The following is a 20101-nucleotide window of genomic DNA, read 5'->3' as shown; positions in this document are numbered from 1 at the left end:
CATGCTCCGCGCCCTCATCCTACTCGCCCTGTCATGCCTGCTCACCCCGGCCTTCGCCGCCGATGAGCGCGCACAGACCCAGCAACAGCTGGACGCCACCCGCCAGGACATCGCCGAGCTGAAAAAAATGCTGGGCAAGCTCCAGGAGGAAAAAGCCGGCGTGCAGAAAGACCTCAAGTCCACCGAGACCGATATCGGCAACCTCGAGAAACAGGTGGAGGCGCTGCAAAAAGAACTAAAAAAGACCGAGGGCGAGCTGGAGCGCCTTGATCACGAGAAAAAAAAACTCCAGAGCGCCCGCGTTGAACAACAACGCCTGATTGCCATCCAGGCCCGTTCGGCCTACCAGAACAACGGCCGCGAGGAATACCTCAAGCTGCTGCTCAACCAGCAGAACCCCGAGAAGTTCGCCCGCACCCTGACCTACTACGACTACCTGAGCCAGGCGCGCCTGGAGCAGTTGCGCGCCTTCAACGAAACCCTGCGCCAGCTGGCCAACGTCGAGCAGGACATCGGCCGCCAGCAGGAACAACTGCTGAGCCAGCGCGCCGACCTCGACAATCGCCGCCAGGCCCTGGTCGCCGAACGCGACAAGCGCCAGCAGGTACTGGCCAAGCTCAACACCGACATGAAAGCGCGCGACCAGAAGCTGCAAAGCCGCGAGCAGGACCAGGCCGACCTGAGCAAGGTGCTCAAGACCATCGAGGAGACCCTCGCCCGCCAGGCCCGCGAAGCCGAGGAGGCCCGCCAGCGCGCCCTGCTGGCCAGGCAGGAAGAAGAACAGCGGCGCAAGGCCCAGGCCCTGGCCGCCGCCCGTGACAATGCCCCCGAGGAGGCCCCGAAAAAAGCCCGCACCACCCTGGGCCCGGTGGTTTCCAGCGACGGCGCCAGCTATGGCGGTGCTTTTTCCGCCGCCCGGGGAAAACTTCCATGGCCGGTCAATGGTCGATTGCTCGCACGCTTCGGTGACGCCCGCGGCAGCGATGCCCGGGCCAAGTGGGACGGGGTGATGATCGGCGCCAGCGCCGGCACCCAGGTGCGCGCGGTGCATGGCGGGCGCGTGGTGTTCGCCGACTGGTTGCGCGGCGCAGGACTTCTGGTCATCCTCGACCATGGCAACGGTTACCTGAGCCTGTACGGCCACAATCAGAGCCTGCTCAAGAGCGCCGGCGACATCGTCAAGGCCGGCGAGGCGATCTCCACCGTCGGCGACAGCGGCGGCCAGGACAGCGCCGGGTTGTACTTCGCGATTCGCCAGCAAGGCCGGCCCAGCGACCCCGCGCAATGGTGCCGCGGCTAGTTAATGCTACTTTTACGGCGCCGCCCACCAAACGGCGGTGCCGATGCTCCCAGCAGGAGCACCAACAGGATCAGGAGTTCGTTCGACATGCTGCACTCGCCCCGCCTCACCCAGCTGGCCCTGACCATCGCCCTGGTCGTCGGCGCGCCCCTGGCCGTTGCCGCCGAGCCGGCCAAGCCGATGGCGGCCAAGCCCGCCGCGGTGCCGGCCACCGAGGTGACCGCCAAGGCGCCGCTGCCGCTGGACGAGCTGCGCACCTTCGCCGAGGTCATGGACCGCATCAAGGCCGCCTATGTCGAGCCGGTGGATGACAAGACCCTGCTGGAGAACGCCATCAAGGGCATGCTCAGCAACCTCGACCCGCACTCGGCCTACCTTGGCCCCGAGGACTTCCAGGAACTGCAGGAAAGCACCAGCGGTGAGTTCGGCGGCCTGGGCATCGAGGTCGGCATGGAGGACGGCTTCGTCAAGGTGGTCTCGCCCATCGACGACACCCCGGCCTCGCGCGCCGGCATCGAGGCCGGCGACCTGATCGTCAAGATCAACGGCGCACCGACCCGCGGCCAGAGCATGACCGAGGCCGTGGACAAGATGCGCGGCAAGATCGGCGAGAAGATCACCCTGACCCTCGTGCGCGATGGCGGCACGCCGTTCGACGTGACGCTGGCCCGCGCGGTGATCCAGGTCAAGAGCGTCAAGAGCCAGCTGCTGGAGAACGACTACGGCTACATCCGCATCACCCAGTTCCAGGTCAAGACCGGCGACGAGGTGGGCAAGGCCCTGGCCAAGCTGCGCAAGGACAACGGCAAGAAACTGCGCGGCGTGGTCCTCGACCTGCGCAACAACCCCGGCGGCGTGTTGCAATCGGCGGTGGAAGTGGCCGACCACTTCCTGACCAAGGGCCTGATCGTCTACACCAAGGGTCGCATCGCCAATTCCGAACTGCGCTACTCCGCCGATCCGGCCGACGCCAGCGAAGGCGTGCCACTGGTGGTGCTGATCAACGGCGGCAGCGCCTCGGCCTCGGAAATCGTCGCCGGCGCCCTGCAGGACCAGAAACGCGCCGTGCTGATGGGTACCGACAGCTTCGGCAAAGGCTCGGTGCAGACCGTGCTGCCACTGGCCAACGACCGCGCGCTCAAGCTCACCACCGCGCTGTACTTCACCCCCAACGGTCGCTCGATCCAGGCCCAGGGCATCGTCCCGGACATCGAGGTGCGCCCGGCCAAGCTCACCGCCGAGGCCGACACCGACAACTTCAAGGAAGCCGACCTGCAGGGCCACCTGGGCAACGGCAATGGCGGCGCCGACCGCCCGAGCGGCAGCGCCAAGCGCAAGGATCGCCCACAGGACAACGACTTCCAGCTCAGCCAGGCCCTCAGCCTGCTCAAGGGCCTGAACATCACCAAGGGTGACTGATACCCACCATGCGTTATCTGCTGTCCCTGCTGTTCTGCCTGTTGGCCGGTGTCGCGCAAGCGGCCCCGGCCGGCAAGGCCTACATGAGCATCATCATCGACGACCTCGGCCAGAGCAGCGCGCGCGATAGCCGCACCCTGGCCCTGCCAGGGCCGGTGACCATGGCGATCATGCCCGACACCCCGCACGCCAGCGATTTCGCCCGCCAGGCGCACAAGGCCGGGCGCACGGTGATCCTGCACATGCCCATGGACCCGGCCACCGGCCCCTATGCCTGGCACCCCGGCATCGCCCTCGAAGAACTGGGCCGACGCCTGGACACCGCCCTGGCCAAGGTGCCCTATGCCGCCGGCATCAACAATCACATGGGCAGCCGCATGACCGCCCAGCGCGCGCCCATGACCTGGCTGATGGCTGAGTTGCAGCGCCGCCACCTGTTCTTCGTCGACAGCCGCACCAGTGCCGCCACGGTGGCGGCGGCGCAAGCGCAAGCGCAGGGGCTGGCGCATGTTTCCCGGGATGTGTTCCTGGACGACGTGCGCACCACCGAGGCCATTGCCGGGCAACTGCGCCAAGGCGTGGAGCTTGCCCGCAAACAGGGCTCGGCAGTGCTGATCGGGCACCCCTACCCACAGACCCTGGAAGTGCTGGAACGGGAAATCCCCCGGCTCAGGAGCCAGGGGATCGAGCTGGTCAGCCTCGGGCAGATGATCACCGAGCGTGGCAACCAGGCCATGCCCGCCCACGGCAGGCATGGGGTCTACAGCAATCGCTGAGGCATCAATCGAACGGAATCAAGCCTTCCACCTGGGCAAGGTGTAGATTGCCGCGGTAGATCGGCAGCAACTCGTTGCGCTCGATCGCCGCGCGCAACTGCGCTTCCCGGCCTAGCTTGCGCTCGGCCCAGAGCTTGATATGCCCCTTGCTGAACTGCCGCCCCGGGGTATCCGCCGCGGGGTAGTGAAAGTGCGCCTCCCACAGGCCATCGCCCATGCGCCCTGCAGTTTTCGGCCTGCGCCGCACTTCGTAGATATCCAGATGGTCGCCGGCCTTGAGCTGCGTGCGCCCCGGCACGCGACTGACCGTCACCTGCTCGCGCGACAACAGGTAGCGCAAGCTCTCGGCATTGGGGTGGCTGGTGGTCAGGTACAACGCCTCCAGCAGGTCATCCCGGGAAGCCTCGAGGCGGGTGATCCCTGCCTGCAACTGCTCCGACAACTCAGTGTTCGCCTGGTCGTCCGGCAACTGCCCGAGCACCTCGTGGAGCTTGTCGACATGCTCGTCGATGACCGTTGACAGGCCTTTGGGCTCATCGCTCCTGATGTACTGCCTGGCCAACTTGACCACCGACTCGATCTGCCTCACCAGCTTGCGCCCTTGCCCTGCCCAACGGCCGGGGTCGCTGACCTGCGCGGGGCTCGGTTCGTACGGCGCGATATCCTCGACCCACTCTTCACCTCGGCGCCGAAACGTCTTGAGCACGGTCTTGCGCGAGTCCATCTGCTGCACGACCTCCTCGCCCCCCAGTTGCCGCTGCTCACCCACGACACTCTTGCCACGCTGGGTCCTGACGACCCGTCGCTTGCCGCCGCGCGCCGCGTAGACGGCCGGGCGTGATGGCGACTTTTCAGCCAGTTGTTGCTCGCGAATGGCTTGCTCCAGCGCACGCTCGGCACTCTCGATCAATTCCCGAAGCGCCTTGCGGTATTCCTGCAAGCGGGCCGGGCGGATGGCGTCCCCACCCAAGCTGGACAGATAGCGGCTCATCACCTCGGCCTGGCCATAGGAGTCCAGCACGCCGGTAAGAATGTCGATGCGTTCGTTGAGGGTCAGCTCGCCACCGGCGAGGTCGCCATGGGCAGCGCCGGCGCTGACCAACTCGGGCCCGGCCAGGTACTGCGCATAGTCGCTCAGGACTTGCTCATCGACGCTCGCCAGGCGATTCAGACAGGCCTCGGCCAGGTCGATCAACCGTCGGAACGCCAGCTCGGTGGCCGTCAGGCGCCGCTGTTCGATGATTTCCAGCAGTTGCGCGTGCTTGTCGGCAGGCTCGTCATGGATACCGCGCTTGAAGATGATCGAGTCATCGCGCAGGGTATCCTCCAGCAAGGTATCGAAATCATTCGACAAGTTCACCAGCTCGCCTTCCCAGGCGATAACTTGCTCCAACTGGGTATAGAAGCGCCGGTAGAACTGGGCCTCGCCCGGCGAGAGCGGAAGGATCGGCATGGACTCGCTCAGCGCTTGCACGTTCACATCGTTGATCAGCGTGATCAGCTCGTTGTAGTAGATCTCGCAGCGCGAAACCAGCTCTTCGCGCGTGACGTTGCGCTGCAGCCTGATCGCGTCCGGCATCAGCGGGTCCATCAGCCGCAGCGCTTCCAGACGCGACACCACTTTGTCATGGGCGAGCCCTTTCTCCACCAGCAACTTCAAGTCATCCACCACACGCAACCTGGCCTGGTATTGTATTTTGCGCTGCAGCTGCAAGCGCTGCTCGTCACCTGCGCCGGGTTGCGCCTTGGCCTCGAGGTCGAGCAGATCCGCCTTGGCCTTGGTGAAGAAGTCTCGATGCCTGGCAAACTCCAGGTCCAACGCATTCATTTCGGTAATGAGTTTCCTGTCTTCATCCTTCAGTGACGCCACAAGGCGCTGGTTTTCTTCCTTGAGCAACTGGCGCCGGGTCTTCGGACCCGCTCCGGCCAGGCGCATCGAGGCGTCGATGCGCCAGGCGCCGTCGCTGCGCACGATCCATGCCTGCGGCTCGCCCTGCGCATCGATGATGCGTACATCGCCGTCGAACAGCGCCACGGGATAGACATCCGCGGCCATCACCGCATAGAGCCGTTCACCGAGTCGATGGAGCCCGCGGGCCTGCCCCATCGCCAGCGGCTGGCTATCAGCCAGATCCACGCTGACGCGCAAAGCCTGCAACGCCAGGCGCCGTGGCGCATCAAGCCAGTTGAAACCGGCGTTGCCGCGCCAGGCGAAATCCAATCGCGCCTGCGTTACCGGGCCGGGCAGGCCGACCCGGCCCTGTTTCGGCGCCACGATCGCCTGGTGGCCTGTCGGGTAGCCCAGCAAGGCGTCGCCCATTGCCGCCCCAGGCTTGGGCGCCGCAGGCTTCACCCCCGGCAGGTGTTGATGCAGCAAGACCATGCCGACATTGAGCACCAGGTCCACCACCGCTTGCGAGGCTTCGAATGCATTGCCTTCGAGCAGCGCAGAAACATCGGCCGAGAACGCCATCACCGCCTGTGCCAGCCACGCCACCAGCGCAACCGGCCCGCGCAGCAGCGGCACGGCGGTCTGAAACAACAACCAGGCCGCCTGCTCGAGCATCGCCCAGCGACTTTGCGCCGAAGAGGTCGTCGCTTGCTCGGCGATTGCCACCAGCCAGTCCCGATTGGCGTTGTACAGCTTGCCGTCGACATCGATGCGCCAGAACTGCAGGTCCAGCCTCGCCGGCTCAGCAAGCAGACCCGGGTCAATGCCGACGTGCACCAGGCGCGTATCGGCGCTGAGATCGCTGTGGTAATGCTGGCGCGCCGCCTCATCCATCCACTGCAGGACGCTGGCGCGCAGGGTGGAGGACTGGCGAATCCCGCTGCCGAGCGCCTCCAGGTCGCTGAACTCGCGCACAGCCCCATGGCCGTACAGCGGCCGATACAGGATCACCCGCGCGGGCTCCACACAGTTGAGCACATACATGCCATGCACAATGTCGTACCGCGATGACTGACCGGCCTCGGTATAGGCCAGCGGCGTCAACGAGGTGGTGGTATCGGCCAAGCCGCGCACATAGTCGCAGACAACCTGCAGGCCAGCTTCGCTCAGGGTGCCGTCGAGCCTTGCCGACAGCGCGCTGAACAGCAGCGTTTGTCGCCACTCCCTGGCGAAATGCTCGACACGCCGTGCCCGCCCGTCTGGCGCATCCAGGGACCGCGCCACGTAGGCAGGGTAACGGCCACCAATATCCACCCGCTGGACAAGCCGGCGCAGGTAATCGACCGTCAACCAGGGCATGATCAACTGGCCATCGCGGTGCTTGACCGAGGTAATGACAGCGCCATGCAACGAGCCCAGGTTGCCGATGGCGAAGTCGGTCAGGGACTTTTCCCCGGCATCTGCCAGCGGCTCGCCACCACCGGCCCCTGCGGCGGCCCCGCCGGGCTCACCTTCGGCGCGCTTGAGCTCGAGTATCAGGTCGTCCGAGTGGTAGTTGGCATCGACCGGGTGATCCTCCAGCAGCGCCTGGCGCAAGCGCTCACGGGTATAGCTTTGCAGATCCTCGATGCCATCCAGCGCCCGCGCGCCCTGGGAGGTCGACTGGTCCAGCGCCAATGCGAACAGCGCCTCCTGATAAGCGAAACGGCTGGTCACGCCCGCCCTGGCCACACCGGGCGGCAGCACAGCCTGGCCTGTGGGCGCGACGAAGTAACCGTCGATGAACCACTGCGAGGGATCGCTCAGCGCGTCGAGCAAACGCACTTTTTCAGACGCCTCCAACCCCGCTGCGCTTGCGACCCGTTGCGCCCGCTCGAGCATGTTTTCCAGCATCAGCGTTGCCTGCTGGGCGAACACATCGCCGCTCAGTTGCTGGCGATGCCAGGTCATCTCGGCAAAGCGATGACGGCCGGCCAACTCCTCGCATAGCGCCGTGGCGAAGTCGCCGAGCGAATCGAAGGCCCTGATGATGCTTGATGGCGTACACCACAGGATCACCTGCCGTTCGTCCCATTCACCGGTCACCAGCAGCCCGGCCTGGGTTTCGCTCAGGCGCTGGCCCTGGGATGTCATCTCCACGCTCACCGCAAAGACCGTAGGCTGTTTGGCGATAGGCCCCAGCAGCCCACGCACACAGGATTGCTGATAGCTGTCCAGCCCTTGCATCGGCAAGTTACGCAGCATGGCCATCTTCAGCAGCAACTGCAGCCAGCGATCACGGCTGACACCCGCTGAAGCTGTCGCACGCCAGTATTCCACCTGGGCCTGGCACCAACGGTCGACCAGCGTCACCAGCAGTTCGTCGAGTTCGGCATCGCAGCCGTTGATCTGCAGGTACTCGAAGCGATCCGTGGCCCCCGGCAGCCGATAGGGATCGGCCAGGCTCAAGCCAAAGTGACGCCCATCGATTGCCTCAAGGTTCAGCGCGGCCCCGTCCAGTGCGGCCTGCAAGGCGACATCGAGCAGAGGCTTGCGGTGCGAGAACGGTCTGTCTGGATCAGGTATCAACAGCAGCAAGGCGTCCGCTGACGCAAGCTTCGGTGTCACGCGCGCCAGTGCGGGGTGTTTTTTGACCAGCAGCGCCAGCAGCTGCTCGGCGAGTAGCTGCCGGAGCATGGGCCGCCCGCTGAATTGCTGCGCGACCACAGCCTTGAAGTCGAAGAGAGGGAGTATTGCGCTGGACATGACGGTGTATCCCAAGGAATGGAGATACCAGCCTGTCCACTTCGCCTGGTCAGCGGGCACTACATGTTGATACTGCCGCCAGGCCAAGCCGCGCCCTGGCGGCAGCACAAACGCAAAGGGCCCGGTTCCGAGGAACCGGGCCCTTGCCTGGGATCAGCCGTAATCAGCTGTACACACGCCCCAGCAGCTGGCGGTGGCTCTCGAACTGGTCGAGCACGTCACGCACGATCTGCTCGCGGGTAAAGCCCATCAGGTCGTACTCCTGGCTGCCGTCGTGCAGGTACACCTCGGCACGGTAGAAGCGCTGCTGCACTTCCGGCTCGCCCTCGACCGGCGCCTCGCTCGGCGCGGCCAGGTAGCCATCCAGGCTGGCTTCATAGACGAAGGGGTTGCCCTCTACCATCATCACTCGCAGGCCCATCATGTTGCGCGACTGGCCAACCCGGGTCTCGACCTCGAAGCCCAGGGTGCGCAGCTGCTCGGCGGCTTCTTTCAGCGCCGGGCTGACCTGTTTGTCCATGAAGCGCTGGACAACGGCCTGGGTCGGCTGCAGGTCCAGCTGGCTGAGACGCTCGCTGAAACCGCGACGGCCACGGGCGGCCAGCTCGGCACGCTCGCTCTCGACCGCGACGTCCTGCTTCATGGCCTTCATCAGGCCGAACATGAACAGCACCAGGACCACCGAGAACGGCAGGCCGGCCAACACCACCATGGTCTGCATGGCTTCGAAGTTACCGGCGAACAGCAAGCCGATGGTGACCAGGGTGATGACCACCGACCAGAACACCACCATCCAGTGCGGGGCGTCCTCGTCGACCTTGCCGCCTTTGCACGACAGGTTGGCCATCATCACCGCGCCGGAGTCGGCCGGGGTGAGGAACAGCACGAAGCCGACGAACACAGCCAGGCCGATGACGATCTTGGCCGCCGGGAAGAATTCCAGCAGTTGGTAGATAGACATCGACGGCTGTTCGAGCGCGGTCTTGCCCAGTTCCACCGCACCCTGGTTGATCACCAGGTCCAGCGCGGTGTTACCGAAGATCGACAACCAGGCCAGGGTGAAGCCCAGCGGGATCAGCAGCACGCCGCTGACCAGCTGACGCACGGTCCGGCCCTTGGAGATACGGGCAATGAACATGCCGACGAACGGGCCCCAGGAGATCCACCAGGCCCAGTAGAACACGGTCCACAGGCCCAGCCAGCGCTCGGACTTGTCGTTGTCGCCTTCATAGACATAGAGGTCGAAGGTCTTCAGCACGACACCGTTGAGGTAGTCACCGACGTTCTGCACGAAGCCGTTGAGCAGGTGCAGGGTGTTGCCGGCCAGCAGCACGAAGATCAGCAAGCCGCTGAACAGCAGGATGTTCAGGTTGGACAGGCGGCGGATGCCGTTTTCCACGCCCGACACCGCGGCCACGGTGGCCACGCCGGCCATGACCAGGATCACCACCAGCAGGTTGGTCTTGCTGTGGTCCATGCCGAACAGGTATTCCAGGCCCGAGGCCACCTGCATCGAGCCGATACCCAGGTTGGTCACCAGGCCCAGCAGGGTGACGAACATGCCGAAGATGTCCACGGCATGGCCGGCGCCGCCCTTGACCCAGCGCTCGCCGACCAGCGGGTACAGCGCCGAGCGCAGGGCCAGCGGCTGGTTGTGGCGGTAGGCGAAGTAGCCCACGGCCAGGCCGACCAGGGCGTAGATCGCCCAGCCGTGCAGGCCCCAGTGCAGGAAGGTCAGCTGCAGGCCCTGGCGCGCGGCCTCGAGGCTGGCGGGCGTGCCTTCCGGTGGGTTGAAGTAGTGGTCAAGCGGCTCGGAAGCGCCGAAGTACAGCAGCGAGATACCGATACCGGAGGAGAACAGCATGCCGGCCCAGGCGCCGTAGCTGAAGTCCGGGGTGTCGTCCTTGCCGCCCAGCTTGAGCTTGCCGAAGTCGGAGAAGGCCAGGTAGACGACAAACAGCAGGTAACCACAGATCACCAGCATGTAGTACCAGCCAAAGGTACGGGTCAGCCATTTCTGGGCGACACCGAGCACCTGGCCGGCGATATCGGGTACAGCGATCAGCAGGGCAGTCAGAACGAGGATCATCATCGCCGAGGTGAAGAACACCACGCGATTGACCCGTACCCGCTCGGCGGGAGGCTTTGTCAGGGAGGCAGAACTCATTGCACGAATGCTCCGGGCAGTGCGGCAGTGGAGGCTAAACAGTTATTTCCCACGCAATTGGTGCAATAGCCCTACTGCGACAGGTGTTATAAAAGCACCCTGGAAACCGTGATCCCGAATAGAAACGTTGCAAAAAAACCAGACCGGTCGCCTGTGAAAAACCACGCTCTCCGTGTGGAGGTGCGCGCATTCGCCACAGACACCTGGCCCGCTCCAAGGGCCGACCGCGCAGCCTGTGACCGCTCGGCAGAATCTGTATTTTGCATCGTCCATGCCCGTCAACGCCTTGTATTCCGGGGGTTACACGATTTCCTGGGGTGTCGATTCGTGCTTCTGTGACCGTCCTGAAAACTGTCAATGGCACAAATTGTCGCAGAGCTTATTCTTTATTGATTGAACGTTCAATCAAAACAAAATAGACTGGCCTTCGCCGAGGCAGCCGCTCGTCGTCTGCCCGCAGGCCTGAGGAGATAGCAAGATGCCCAAGGTCGGTATGCAACCCATCCGCCGCCAGCAGTTGATCGAAGCCACCTTGCTGGCGGTCGATCAGGTCGGTCTGGGAGATGCCAGCATTGCGCTGATTGCCCGTTTGGCCGGCGTGTCGAACGGCATCATCAGTCACTACTTTCAGGACAAGAACGGCCTGATCGCAGCGACGATGCGCTACATCATGAACATGCTCAACGAGGGCGTGATCGCGCGTCGGCAGGCCCTCACGGATGACAGCCCGCGCGCCCACCTGAAGGTGATCATCGAGGGTAACTTCGATGCCAGCCAGGTGAACGGCCCGGCAATGAAAACCTGGCTGGCCTTCTGGGCCTCCAGCATGCACCAGCCGTCTTTGCACAGGTTGCAGCGGATCAACGATCACCGCTTGTATTCCAACCTGTGCTGCCAGTTCCGCCGCGTCCTGCCGCTTTACCATGCGCGCAAGGCTGCCCGCGGGCTGGCGGCGCTGATCGACGGCTTGTGGCTGCGTGGCGCCCTGTCGGGTGACGCATTCGACACCGAGCAGGCAATACGCATCGCTTACGAATACATGGATCTACAACTGGCTAAGCAGCAGACCCTGGGCACAACCGACCAGGCCGCTGAACAGCCGCGCGCAGCGACCAGCCAACCGGCAGGAGCGTGACGCGGTAGCCAACCACACACTGCACTTGCGAGGACACTATGGCCCGTTTCGGAACGCAAAAACTCTACATCGATGGCGCTTACGTCGACGCTGGCAGCGATGCCACCTTCGAAGCCATCAACCCAGCCACCGGCGAAGTCCTCGCCCACGTGCAGCGCGCTACCCAGGCTGACGTCGAGAAGGCCGTCGAGAGCGCCGAACGTGGCCAGAAAGTCTGGGCCGCGATGACCGCCATGCAGCGTTCGCGCATCCTGCGCCGCGCCGTCGACATCCTGCGCGAGCGCAACGACGAGCTGGCCATGCTGGAAACCCTGGACACCGGCAAGTCGTACTCCGAAACCCGCTACGTCGACATCGTCACCGGCGCCGACGTGCTGGAATACTATGCCGGCCTGGTCCCGGCCATCGAAGGCGAGCAGATCCCGCTGCGCGAATCGTCCTTCGTCTACACCCGCCGCGAGCCGCTGGGCGTGACCGCCGGTATCGGTGCCTGGAACTACCCGATCCAGATCGCCCTGTGGAAATCCGCCCCAGCCCTGGCCGCCGGCAACGCGATGATCTTCAAGCCGTCGGAAGTCACCTCGCTGACCACCCTGAAACTGGCCGAGATCTTCACCGAAGCCGGCCTGCCGAACGGCGTGTTCAACGTCCTGACCGGCAGCGGCCGCGAAGTCGGCACCTGGCTGACCGAGCACCCGCGCATCGAGAAAGTCTCCTTCACCGGCGGCACCACCACCGGTAAAAAAGTCATGGCCAGCGCCTCGAGCTCCTCGCTCAAGGAAGTCACCATGGAACTGGGCGGCAAGTCGCCGCTGATCATCTGCGACGACGCCGACCTGGACAAGGCCGCCGACATCGCCATGATGGCCAACTTCTACAGCTCCGGTCAGGTCTGCACCAACGGCACCCGCGTGTTCATCCCGGCCTCGATGAAGGCCGCCTTCGAAGCCAAGATCGCCGAGCGCGTCGCACGCATCCGTGTTGGCAACCCGGAAGACGAGAACACCAACTTCGGCCCGCTGGTCAGCTTCGCCCACATGGAAAGCGTGCTGTCCTACATCGCCAAGGGCAAGGAAGAAGGTGCCCGCGTGCTGTGCGGCGCCGAGCGCCTGCTGGACGGCGACTTCGCCAAGGGTGCCTTCGTCGCGCCGACCGTGTTCACTGACTGCCGCGACGACATGACCATCGTCAAGGAAGAGATCTTCGGCCCAGTGATGAGCATCCTCAGCTACGAGACCGAGGAAGAAGTCATCCGCCGCGCCAACGACACCGAGTACGGCCTGGCCGCCGGCGTCTGCACCAACGACATCAGCCGCGCCCACCGCATCATCCACAAGCTCGAAGCCGGTATCTGCTGGATCAACGCCTGGGGCGAATCGCCGGCCGAAATGCCGGTCGGCGGTTACAAGCAGTCGGGCGTTGGCCGTGAGAACGGCGTCAGCTCGCTGGCTCAATACACCCGCATCAAGTCGGTTCAGGTCGAGCTGGGCGGCTACAACTCGGTTTTCTAAACCCGGTCCCGCCGCGCCCGCGCCCTTGAGCGCGGGCGTTTTCGCTCCCTGACAACTGCCAACGAGGGTACTTCAATGTCCCAAGAATTCGACTACATCATCGTCGGTGCCGGTTCGGCCGGTAACACCCTGGCCACCCGCCTGACCGAAGACGCCAGCGTCACCGTCCTGCTGCTGGAAGCCGGCGGCCCCGACTACCGCTTCGACTTCCGCACCCAGATGCCGGCCGCCCTGGCCTTCCCGCTGCAGGGTCGTCGCTACAACTGGGCCTACGAGACCGACCCAGAGCCGCACATGGACGGCCGCCGCATGGAATGCGGTCGCGGCAAGGGCCTGGGTGGCTCCTCGCTGATCAACGGCATGTGCTACATCCGCGGCAACGCCATGGACTTCGACGGCTGGGCTGAACTGCCAGGCCTCGAGGACTGGACCTACCTGGACTGCCTGCCGTACTTCCGCAAGGCCGAAACCCGCGATATCGGCCCGAACGACTACCACGGCGGCGAAGGCCCGGTCAGCGTGGCCACGCCCAAGGCCGGCAACAACCCGCTGTTCCACGCCATGGTCGAGGCCGGCGTGCAGGCCGGTTACCCGCGCACCGAAGACCTCAACGGCTACCAGCAGGAAGGCTTCGGCCCGATGGACCGTTCGGTGACCAAGAAAGGCCGTCGCTCGAGCACCGCTCGCGGCTATCTGGACCAGGCCAAGAAGCGCCCGAACCTGACCATCGTCACCCACGCCCTGAGCGACCGCGTGTTGTTCGACGGCAAGCGCGCCGTCGGCGTGACCTACCTGGTCGGTGACAGCGAAGAGCGCGTCGAAGCCCGCGCGCGCAAGGAAGTCATCGTCAGTTCCGGCGCCATCGCATCGCCGCAACTGCTGCAGCGCTCCGGCGTCGGCCCGCGCGCCCTGCTCGAAAGCCTCGACATTCCGGTGGTCCACGACCTGCCGGGCGTCGGCGAGAACCTGCAGGACCACCTCGAACTGTACCTGCAGTACGCCTGCACCCAGCCCGTGTCGCTGTACCCGTCGCTGCTGTGGTGGAACCAGCCGAAAATCGGTGCAGAGTGGCTGTTCAACGGCACCGGCATTGGCGCCAGCAACCAGTTCGAGGCCGGTGGTTTCATCCGTACTCGCCCTGAGTTCAAATGGCCGAACATCCAGTACCACTTCCTGCCGGTAGCCATCAACTACAACGGCTCGAACGGTGTGAAGGAGCACGGCTTCCAGGCGCACATGGGCTCCATGCGCTCGCCGGCCCGTGGTCGCATCCAGGCCAAGTCGAAGAACCCACGCCAGCACCCGAGCATCCTGTTCAACTACATGTCCACCGAGCAGGACTGGCAGGAGTTCCGCGACGGCATCCGCCTGACCCGCGAAATCATGGCCCAGCCGGCGCTGGACCCGTACCGCGGTCGCGAGATCAGCCCGGGCGCCCACGTGCAAACCGATGAAGAGCTGGACAAGTTCATCCGCGAGCACGCCGAAACCGCCTTCCACCCGTCCTGCTCGTGCAAGATGGGCACCGACGACATGGCCGTGGTCGATGGCGAAGGCCGCGTGCATGGCATGCAGGGCCTGCGCGTGGTCGATGCCTCGATCATGCCGCTGATCATCACCGGCAACCTCAACGCCACCACGATCATGATCGCCGAGAAAATCTCGGACAAGATCCGTGGCCGCAAGCCACTGCCGCGCAGCACCGCCAAGTACTACGTGGCAGGCGATGCCCCGGTGAAGGGCAAGCCGATGCGGGAAGTGAAGCAGGCGTAATCCTGCTCCAGCCCCATCGCTACAGGGAGGGCGCAGGTTTCACGGCCTGCGATCATCCCGTAGGAGCCGGCTTGCCGGCGATGAGGCCCTCCCTGGCGACACCTGGAAAGGCACCCTTCGAGGTGCCTTTTCTACATCTGCAGAAACGCTTTACAGCCTGCCAATTCATCAGGTTAGAATCGATTGGCACGCGACCTGCTAGTTCACCCAGCAGGTCCCTTTTCTCTGCGCTGTCCCGGAGTACCGCCTTTGGATGCGAGCACCATCAACAGTCTGTTCCTGATCGGCGCGTTGCTGGTCGGGGCCAGTATCCTGGTCAGCTCGCTGTCGTCGCGCCTGGGCATCCCCATTCTGGTCATCATCCTCGCCGTCGGCATGGTCGCGGGCGTGGACGGTGGCGGCATCATCTTCAACAACTACCCGACCGCCTACCTGGTGGGCAACCTGGCCCTGGCGGTGATCCTGCTCGACGGCGGCCTGCGCACGCGGGTGGCGAGTTTTCGCGTGGCGCTATGGCCGGCATTGTCACTGGCCACCGTCGGCGTGCTGATCACCACCGGGCTGACCGGCATGGTCGCCGCCTGGCTGTTCGACCTGAGCCTGATCCAGGGCCTGCTGATCGGCGCCATCGTCGGCTCCACCGACGCCGCGGCGGTGTTCTCGCTGCTCGGCGGCAAGGGCCTGAACGAGCGGGTCACCGCCACCCTGGAAATCGAGTCGGGCAGCAACGACCCGATGGCGGTGTTCCTCACCGTCACCCTGATCGACATGATCGCCAGCGGCCAGACCGGCCTGCACTGGAGCCTGCTGACCCATCTGCTGCGCGAGTTCGGCATCGGCGGGCTGATGGGCCTGGGCGGCGGCTGGCTGATGCTGCAACTGGTCAATCGCATCAACCTGGCCGGCGGCCTGTACCCGATCCTGGTGGTGGCCGGCGGCCTGGTGGTGTTCTCGCTGACCAACGCCCTGCACGGTAGCGGCTTCCTCGCCGTCTACCTGTGCGGCCTGGTACTGGGCAACAAGCCGATCCGCAGCCGCCACGGCATCCTGCACATGCTCGACGGCATGGCCTGGCTGGCGCAGATCGGCATGTTCCTGGTGCTCGGCCTGCTGGTCACCCCCCACGACCTGCTGCCCATCGCCCTGCCAGCGCTGGGCCTGGCGCTGTGGATGATCCTGTTCGCCCGGCCGCTGTCGGTGGTTGCCGCGCTGTTGCCGTTCAAGGCCTTCCATGGTCGCGAGAAGGGCTTCATCAGCTGGGTCGGCCTGCGCGGCGCGGTGCCAATCATCCTCGCGGTGTTCCCGCTGATGGCCGGCCTGCCGGATGCGCAGCTGTTCTTCAACCTGGCGTTCTTCATCGTGCTGGTGTCGCTGCTGGTGCAGGGCACCAGCCTGCCGTGGATGGCCAAGCTGCTGAAAGTCACCGTGCCGCCAGACCCGGCGCCCATCTCCCGCTCGGCGCTGGAGGTGCATGTCACCAGCGAGTGGGAGCTGTTCGTCTACCGCCTGGGCGCGGAAAAATGGTGCATCGGCGCCGCCCTGCGCGAACTGAAGATGCCCGAAGGCACGCGCATCGCCGCGCTGTTTCGCGCCGAGCAACTGCTGCACCCATCGGGCAGTACCGTGCTGGAAGTCGGCGACATGCTCTGCGTGATCGGCCACGAACACAACCTGCCGGCCCTGGGCAAGCTGTTCAGCCAGGCGCCGCAGCGCGGCCTCGACCTGCGTTTCTTCGGCGATTTCGTGCTCGAGGGCGACGCCGAACTGGGCGCGGTGGCCGCACTGTATGGCCTGAAACTCGATGGCCTGGACGCGAAAATGCCGCTGGCGCAGTTCATCCGACAGAAGGTCGGAGGCGCGCCAGTAGTAGGCGACCAGATCGAATGGCATGGCACGATCTGGACCGTCGCGGTCATGGACGGGAACAAGATCCAGAAAGTGGGCGTCAGATTCCCCGAAGGTACTCGACCCGGCCCCGGGTTGTTCCTCTAAACTCCGATTTGCCTCGTAATCCAAGAATGTTGCCTATGTCCCTGCGTGCGTACTGCCGCACAGCCCTGCTGGGGCTGTGCCTGACCCTCCCGTTCACCGCCATGGCGGAAGTCCCGACCACTCCGGGCATCCAGGGCAGCCTGAGCAAGATCACCGAGCGCAAGCTGCCCGAGCCCGAGCAGAAGGCCGTGCAGCAGGTGCTGGAGCAAACCCTGGCACTGCTGGCCGCGCGCGACGACAGCGAGAAGAAACTCGCCGCGCTCAAGCAGCAGCTGGCCACCGCCCCCCAGGAAACCCGCGACAGCCAGCGCGAGCTGATCAAGCTCAAGGCCACCAGCCCGCTGCCGGTGGCCCAGCGCTACGCCAGCCTCACAGTGCCGCAGCTCGAACAGATGCTCAGCGAGCGCAGCACCCAGCAGGGCGACCTGCAAAAGGCGCTGTCCGAGGCCAACAGCCTGATCATCAATTCGCAGACTCGCCCCGAGCGCGCCCAGGCCGAGATCAGCAACAACCAGGTACGCGCGCAACAGATCAACAACAGCCTCAAGAGCGGCAAGGACAACGGCAAGCCGCTCAATGCCGACCAGCGCAACCAGCTCAACGCCGAGCTGGCCTCGCTCAACGCCCTGACCCTGCTGCGCCGCCAGGAGCTGGCCGGCAACAGCCTGCTGCAAGACCTGGGCAACGCCCGCCACGACCTGCTGCTCGAGCGCGCCGCGCGCCTGGAGCAGGAGATCCAGGACCTGCAGACGCTGATCAACCAGAAGCGCCTGGCCCAGTCGCAGCAGACCGTCACCCAGCAATCGATCGAGGCGCAAAAGGCCGGCGGCAGCAACCTGCTGGCCGCCGAGAGCGCCGAGAACCTGCAGCTGTCGGACTACCTGCTGCGTGGCACCGACCGGCTCAACGAAGTCACCCAGCAGAACCTGCGCACCAAGCAGCAGCTCGACAGCCTGACCCAGGCCGACCAGGCCCTGGACGAACAGATCAGCGTGCTCAAGGGCAGCCTGCTGCTGTCGAAGATCCTCTACAAGCAAAAGCAAGCCCTGCCGCACCTGAAGGTCGACCGCGACCTGGCCGACCAGATTGCCGATATCCGCCTCTACCAGTTCGAGATCAACCAGGAACGCGAGCAGATGAGCAGCCCGTCCAGCTATGTGGACAAGCTGCTGGCCAACCAACCCCAGGAAGACATCACCCCCCAGCTGCGCAAGGCCCTGCTGGAGGTGGCAATCACCCGCAGCGACCTGCTGGAAAGGCTGAACCGCGAACTGTCGGCGCTGCTCAATGAAAGCATCACCCTGCAACTGAACCAGAAGCAGCTGCTGAGCACCGCGCAGAACCTGCGTACCACCCTCGAAGAACAGATGTTCTGGATCCCCAGCAACAAGCCGCTGGACTGGCAGTGGTTGCGCGACGTACCCCAGCGCCTGACCTACCAGGTGGCCAGCCTGCCCTGGGGCGCCGGCGTGAAGGAACTGGGCGACGGCCTGGTGCAGCAGCCGCTGCTGTTCCTGCCGCTGATCCTGGTGATAGGCGCCCTGCTGTGGCGGCGCAAGGCGCTGTACCGGCGCCTGGGCAAGGTCCACCAGGACATCGGCCACTTCAAGCGCGACAGCCAGTGGCACACCCCCCAGGCGATCCTGATCAACATCCTCCTGGCCTTGCCGGTGGCCCTGGCCCTGACCCTGGGCAGCTACGCCCTGCAACTCGACGCCCGCGGGCAGAACGCCAACCTCGGCGCCGCGCTGTGGCAGCTCGCCCAGGCCTGGCTGGTGTTCTACACCGCCTACCGCATCCTCGCCCCCGGTGGGGTGGCCGAGATCCACTTCCGCTGGCACAAGCCGCAGGTCGAGTTCCTGCGTGGCTGGGTACGCCGCCTGGGCACCGTGGTGCTGGCCCTGGTCGGCGTGGTGGCGGTGGCCGAGCACCAACCTTCGGCGCTGGCCGACGACGTACTGGGCATCGGCGTGGTGCTGACCTGCTACGCGCTGATGGCCTGGCTGCTCAGCCGCCTGCTGCTGAGCAGCCCGGCGCACCGCAATACCTCGCTGTTCCGCAAGGCGGTGGGGGTGGCCTTCACCGCGCTGCCCATCGCCCTGTTCGTGGCAGTGTGCTTCGGCTACTACTACACCGCCCTCAAGCTCACCGACCGCTTGATCTACACCCTGTACCTGCTGCTGTTCTGGCTGGTGATCGAAGCCGCGTTCGTCCGCGGCCTGTCGGTAGCGGCGCGGCGCCTGGCCTACCAGCGCGCCCTGAGCAAGCGCCAGGCGGCCAAGGAGGGCCTGGACGGCGAAGTGGTGGTCGAGGAGCCGACCCTGGACATCGAACAGGTCAACCAGCAGTCGCTGCGCTTGATTCGCCTGGCCCTGCTCGGCGGCTTCATCGGTGGCCTGTACTGGGTCTGGGCGGACCTGATCAGCGTGTTCGCCTACCTCAACAACATCACCCTGTACGAATACAGCAGCGGCACCGGCGCGGCCGCCAGCATGGTGCCGATCAGCCTCGGCGACCTGCTCGGCGCCATGGTCATCGCCGGCATCGCCGTGGCCCTGGCCAGCAACCTGCCCGGCCTGCTCGAGGTGCTGGTGCTGTCGCGCCTGAACCTCGCCCAGGGCAGCGCCTACGCCATCACCACGCTACTGTCCTATGTCATCGCCGGCGTCGGTATCGTCAGCACCCTGGCCACCCTCGGGGTCAGCTGGGACAAGCTGCAGTGGCTGGTGGCGGCCCTGTCCCTGGGCCTTGGCTTCGGCATGCAGGAGATCTTCGCCAACTTCATCTCCGGCATCATGATCCTGTTCGAACGCCCGGTGCGCATCGGCGACACCATCACCATCGGCAACCTGTCCGGCACGGTCAGCCGTATCCGCATCCGCGCCACCACCATCACCGACTTCGACCGCAAGGACATCATCGTCCCCAACAAGACCTTCATCACCGGCCAGTTGATCAACTGGTCGCTGACCGACACGGTCACCCGGGTGACGCTGAAGCTGGGCATCGACTACGGTTCGGACCTGGACCTGGTACGCGACCTGCTGCTCAAGGGCGCCCATGAGAACCCGCGGGTGCTCAAGGACCCGGAGCCGCTGGTGTACTTCCTCAACTTCGGCGAAAGCTCGCTGGACCACGAACTGCGCATGCACGTACGCGACCTGGGCGACCGCAACCCGACCCTGGACGAACTGAACCGCTATATCAACCGCGAGTTCAAGGCGCACAACATCAAGATCTCGGTGCGCCAGGTGGAGGTGTTCCTGATGGACCAGAAGGGCGGCAAGCAGCAGCTGATCCCGATGGGGCAATCGAAGCCGGATGGCACGGCGTCGGCCTGAGAACGCTCGAATACTTTATCCTGTGCACATTCGCTGCGAGGGCTTTGCCCT

Annotated in this window: 10 protein-coding genes; 8 read left to right on the top strand and 2 right to left on the bottom strand. The window is 65.0% G+C overall.

The window, feature by feature from the left end; translation table 11 throughout:
* The first annotated feature begins 1 nt into the window (after position 1).
* The 3 genes from KSS95_RS04750 (at position 2) to KSS95_RS04740 (ending at position 3495) form a co-directional block, all read left to right on the top strand.
* Complete coding sequence (locus tag KSS95_RS04750) at positions 2-1300, top strand: murein hydrolase activator EnvC family protein (RefSeq protein ID WP_217852098.1); 1299 nt, start codon at positions 2-4, stop codon at positions 1298-1300.
* 87 nt (positions 1301-1387) lie between these two features.
* On the top strand, positions 1388-2719 hold the full coding sequence (locus KSS95_RS04745) for a S41 family peptidase (protein ID WP_217852096.1): 1332 nt from the start codon (positions 1388-1390) through the stop codon (positions 2717-2719).
* Positions 2720-2727: 8 nt separating this feature from the next.
* Entirely contained in the window at positions 2728-3495 is a 768-nt protein-coding gene (locus KSS95_RS04740; RefSeq protein ID WP_217852094.1) for a divergent polysaccharide deacetylase family protein, read from the top strand.
* 4 nt (positions 3496-3499) lie between these two features.
* Here the strand turns inward: KSS95_RS04740 and KSS95_RS04735 are convergent, their stop codons facing one another.
* Together KSS95_RS04735 and KSS95_RS04730 are read right to left on the bottom strand one after the other, a co-directional pair.
* Positions 3500-8131, bottom strand: coding sequence for a dermonecrotic toxin domain-containing protein (locus KSS95_RS04735; RefSeq protein ID WP_217852092.1), 4632 nt, complete (start codon positions 8129-8131; stop codon positions 3500-3502).
* 163 nt (positions 8132-8294) lie between these two features.
* Positions 8295-10241, bottom strand: a complete 1947-nt coding sequence (locus KSS95_RS04730; RefSeq protein WP_225935580.1) for a BCCT family transporter — start codon at positions 10239-10241, stop codon at positions 8295-8297.
* A 535-nt stretch (positions 10242-10776) separates the two neighbouring features.
* Between KSS95_RS04730 and betI the strand changes: the two genes are divergently transcribed.
* The 5 genes from betI (at position 10777) to mscK (ending at position 20050) form a co-directional block, all read left to right on the top strand.
* Positions 10777-11433, top strand: coding sequence for a transcriptional regulator BetI (gene betI / locus KSS95_RS04725; RefSeq protein ID WP_134691373.1), 657 nt, complete (start codon positions 10777-10779; stop codon positions 11431-11433).
* Positions 11434-11471: 38 nt separating this feature from the next.
* Complete coding sequence (betB, locus tag KSS95_RS04720; RefSeq protein ID WP_217852088.1) at positions 11472-12944, top strand: betaine-aldehyde dehydrogenase; 1473 nt, start codon at positions 11472-11474, stop codon at positions 12942-12944.
* A 75-nt stretch (positions 12945-13019) separates the two neighbouring features.
* Entirely contained in the window at positions 13020-14717 is a 1698-nt protein-coding gene (gene betA, locus KSS95_RS04715; RefSeq protein WP_217852086.1) for a choline dehydrogenase, read from the top strand.
* A 249-nt stretch (positions 14718-14966) separates the two neighbouring features.
* Positions 14967-16709 (top strand): potassium/proton antiporter, encoded by a 1743-nt coding sequence (locus tag KSS95_RS04710; protein ID WP_217852084.1) that lies wholly within the window; start codon positions 14967-14969, stop codon positions 16707-16709.
* A 35-nt stretch (positions 16710-16744) separates the two neighbouring features.
* Positions 16745-20050: a mechanosensitive channel MscK gene (mscK, locus tag KSS95_RS04705; protein ID WP_217852082.1), complete on the top strand. Its 3306-nt coding sequence runs from the start codon at positions 16745-16747 to the stop codon at positions 20048-20050.
* The last annotated feature ends 51 nt before the right edge of the window (positions 20051-20101 follow it).

The sequence above is a fragment of the Pseudomonas muyukensis genome (assembly GCF_019139535.1).
In the GTDB taxonomy this organism is placed as follows: Bacteria; Pseudomonadota; Gammaproteobacteria; order Pseudomonadales; family Pseudomonadaceae; genus Aquipseudomonas; species Aquipseudomonas muyukensis.
Note: the sequence above shows the minus strand (reverse complement) of the source record. Positions and strands in the feature narration are given on the sequence as shown.

Excerpts from the sequence above, each read along its gene's own strand:
- KSS95_RS04750 (WP_217852098.1), top strand. The coding sequence starts at position 2 with ATGCTCCGCGCCCTCATCCTACTCGCCCTGTCATGCCTGCTCACCCCG.
- KSS95_RS04745 (WP_217852096.1), top strand. The coding sequence starts at position 1,388 with ATGCTGCACTCGCCCCGCCTCACCCAGCTGGCCCTGACCATCGCCCTG.
- KSS95_RS04740 (WP_217852094.1), top strand. The coding sequence starts at position 2,728 with ATGCGTTATCTGCTGTCCCTGCTGTTCTGCCTGTTGGCCGGTGTCGCG.
- KSS95_RS04735 (WP_217852092.1), bottom strand. The coding sequence starts at position 8,131 with ATGTCCAGCGCAATACTCCCTCTCTTCGACTTCAAGGCTGTGGTCGCG.
- betI (WP_134691373.1), top strand. The coding sequence starts at position 10,777 with ATGCCCAAGGTCGGTATGCAACCCATCCGCCGCCAGCAGTTGATCGAA.
- betB (WP_217852088.1), top strand. The coding sequence starts at position 11,472 with ATGGCCCGTTTCGGAACGCAAAAACTCTACATCGATGGCGCTTACGTC.
- betA (WP_217852086.1), top strand. The coding sequence starts at position 13,020 with ATGTCCCAAGAATTCGACTACATCATCGTCGGTGCCGGTTCGGCCGGT.
- mscK (WP_217852082.1), top strand. The coding sequence starts at position 16,745 with ATGTCCCTGCGTGCGTACTGCCGCACAGCCCTGCTGGGGCTGTGCCTG.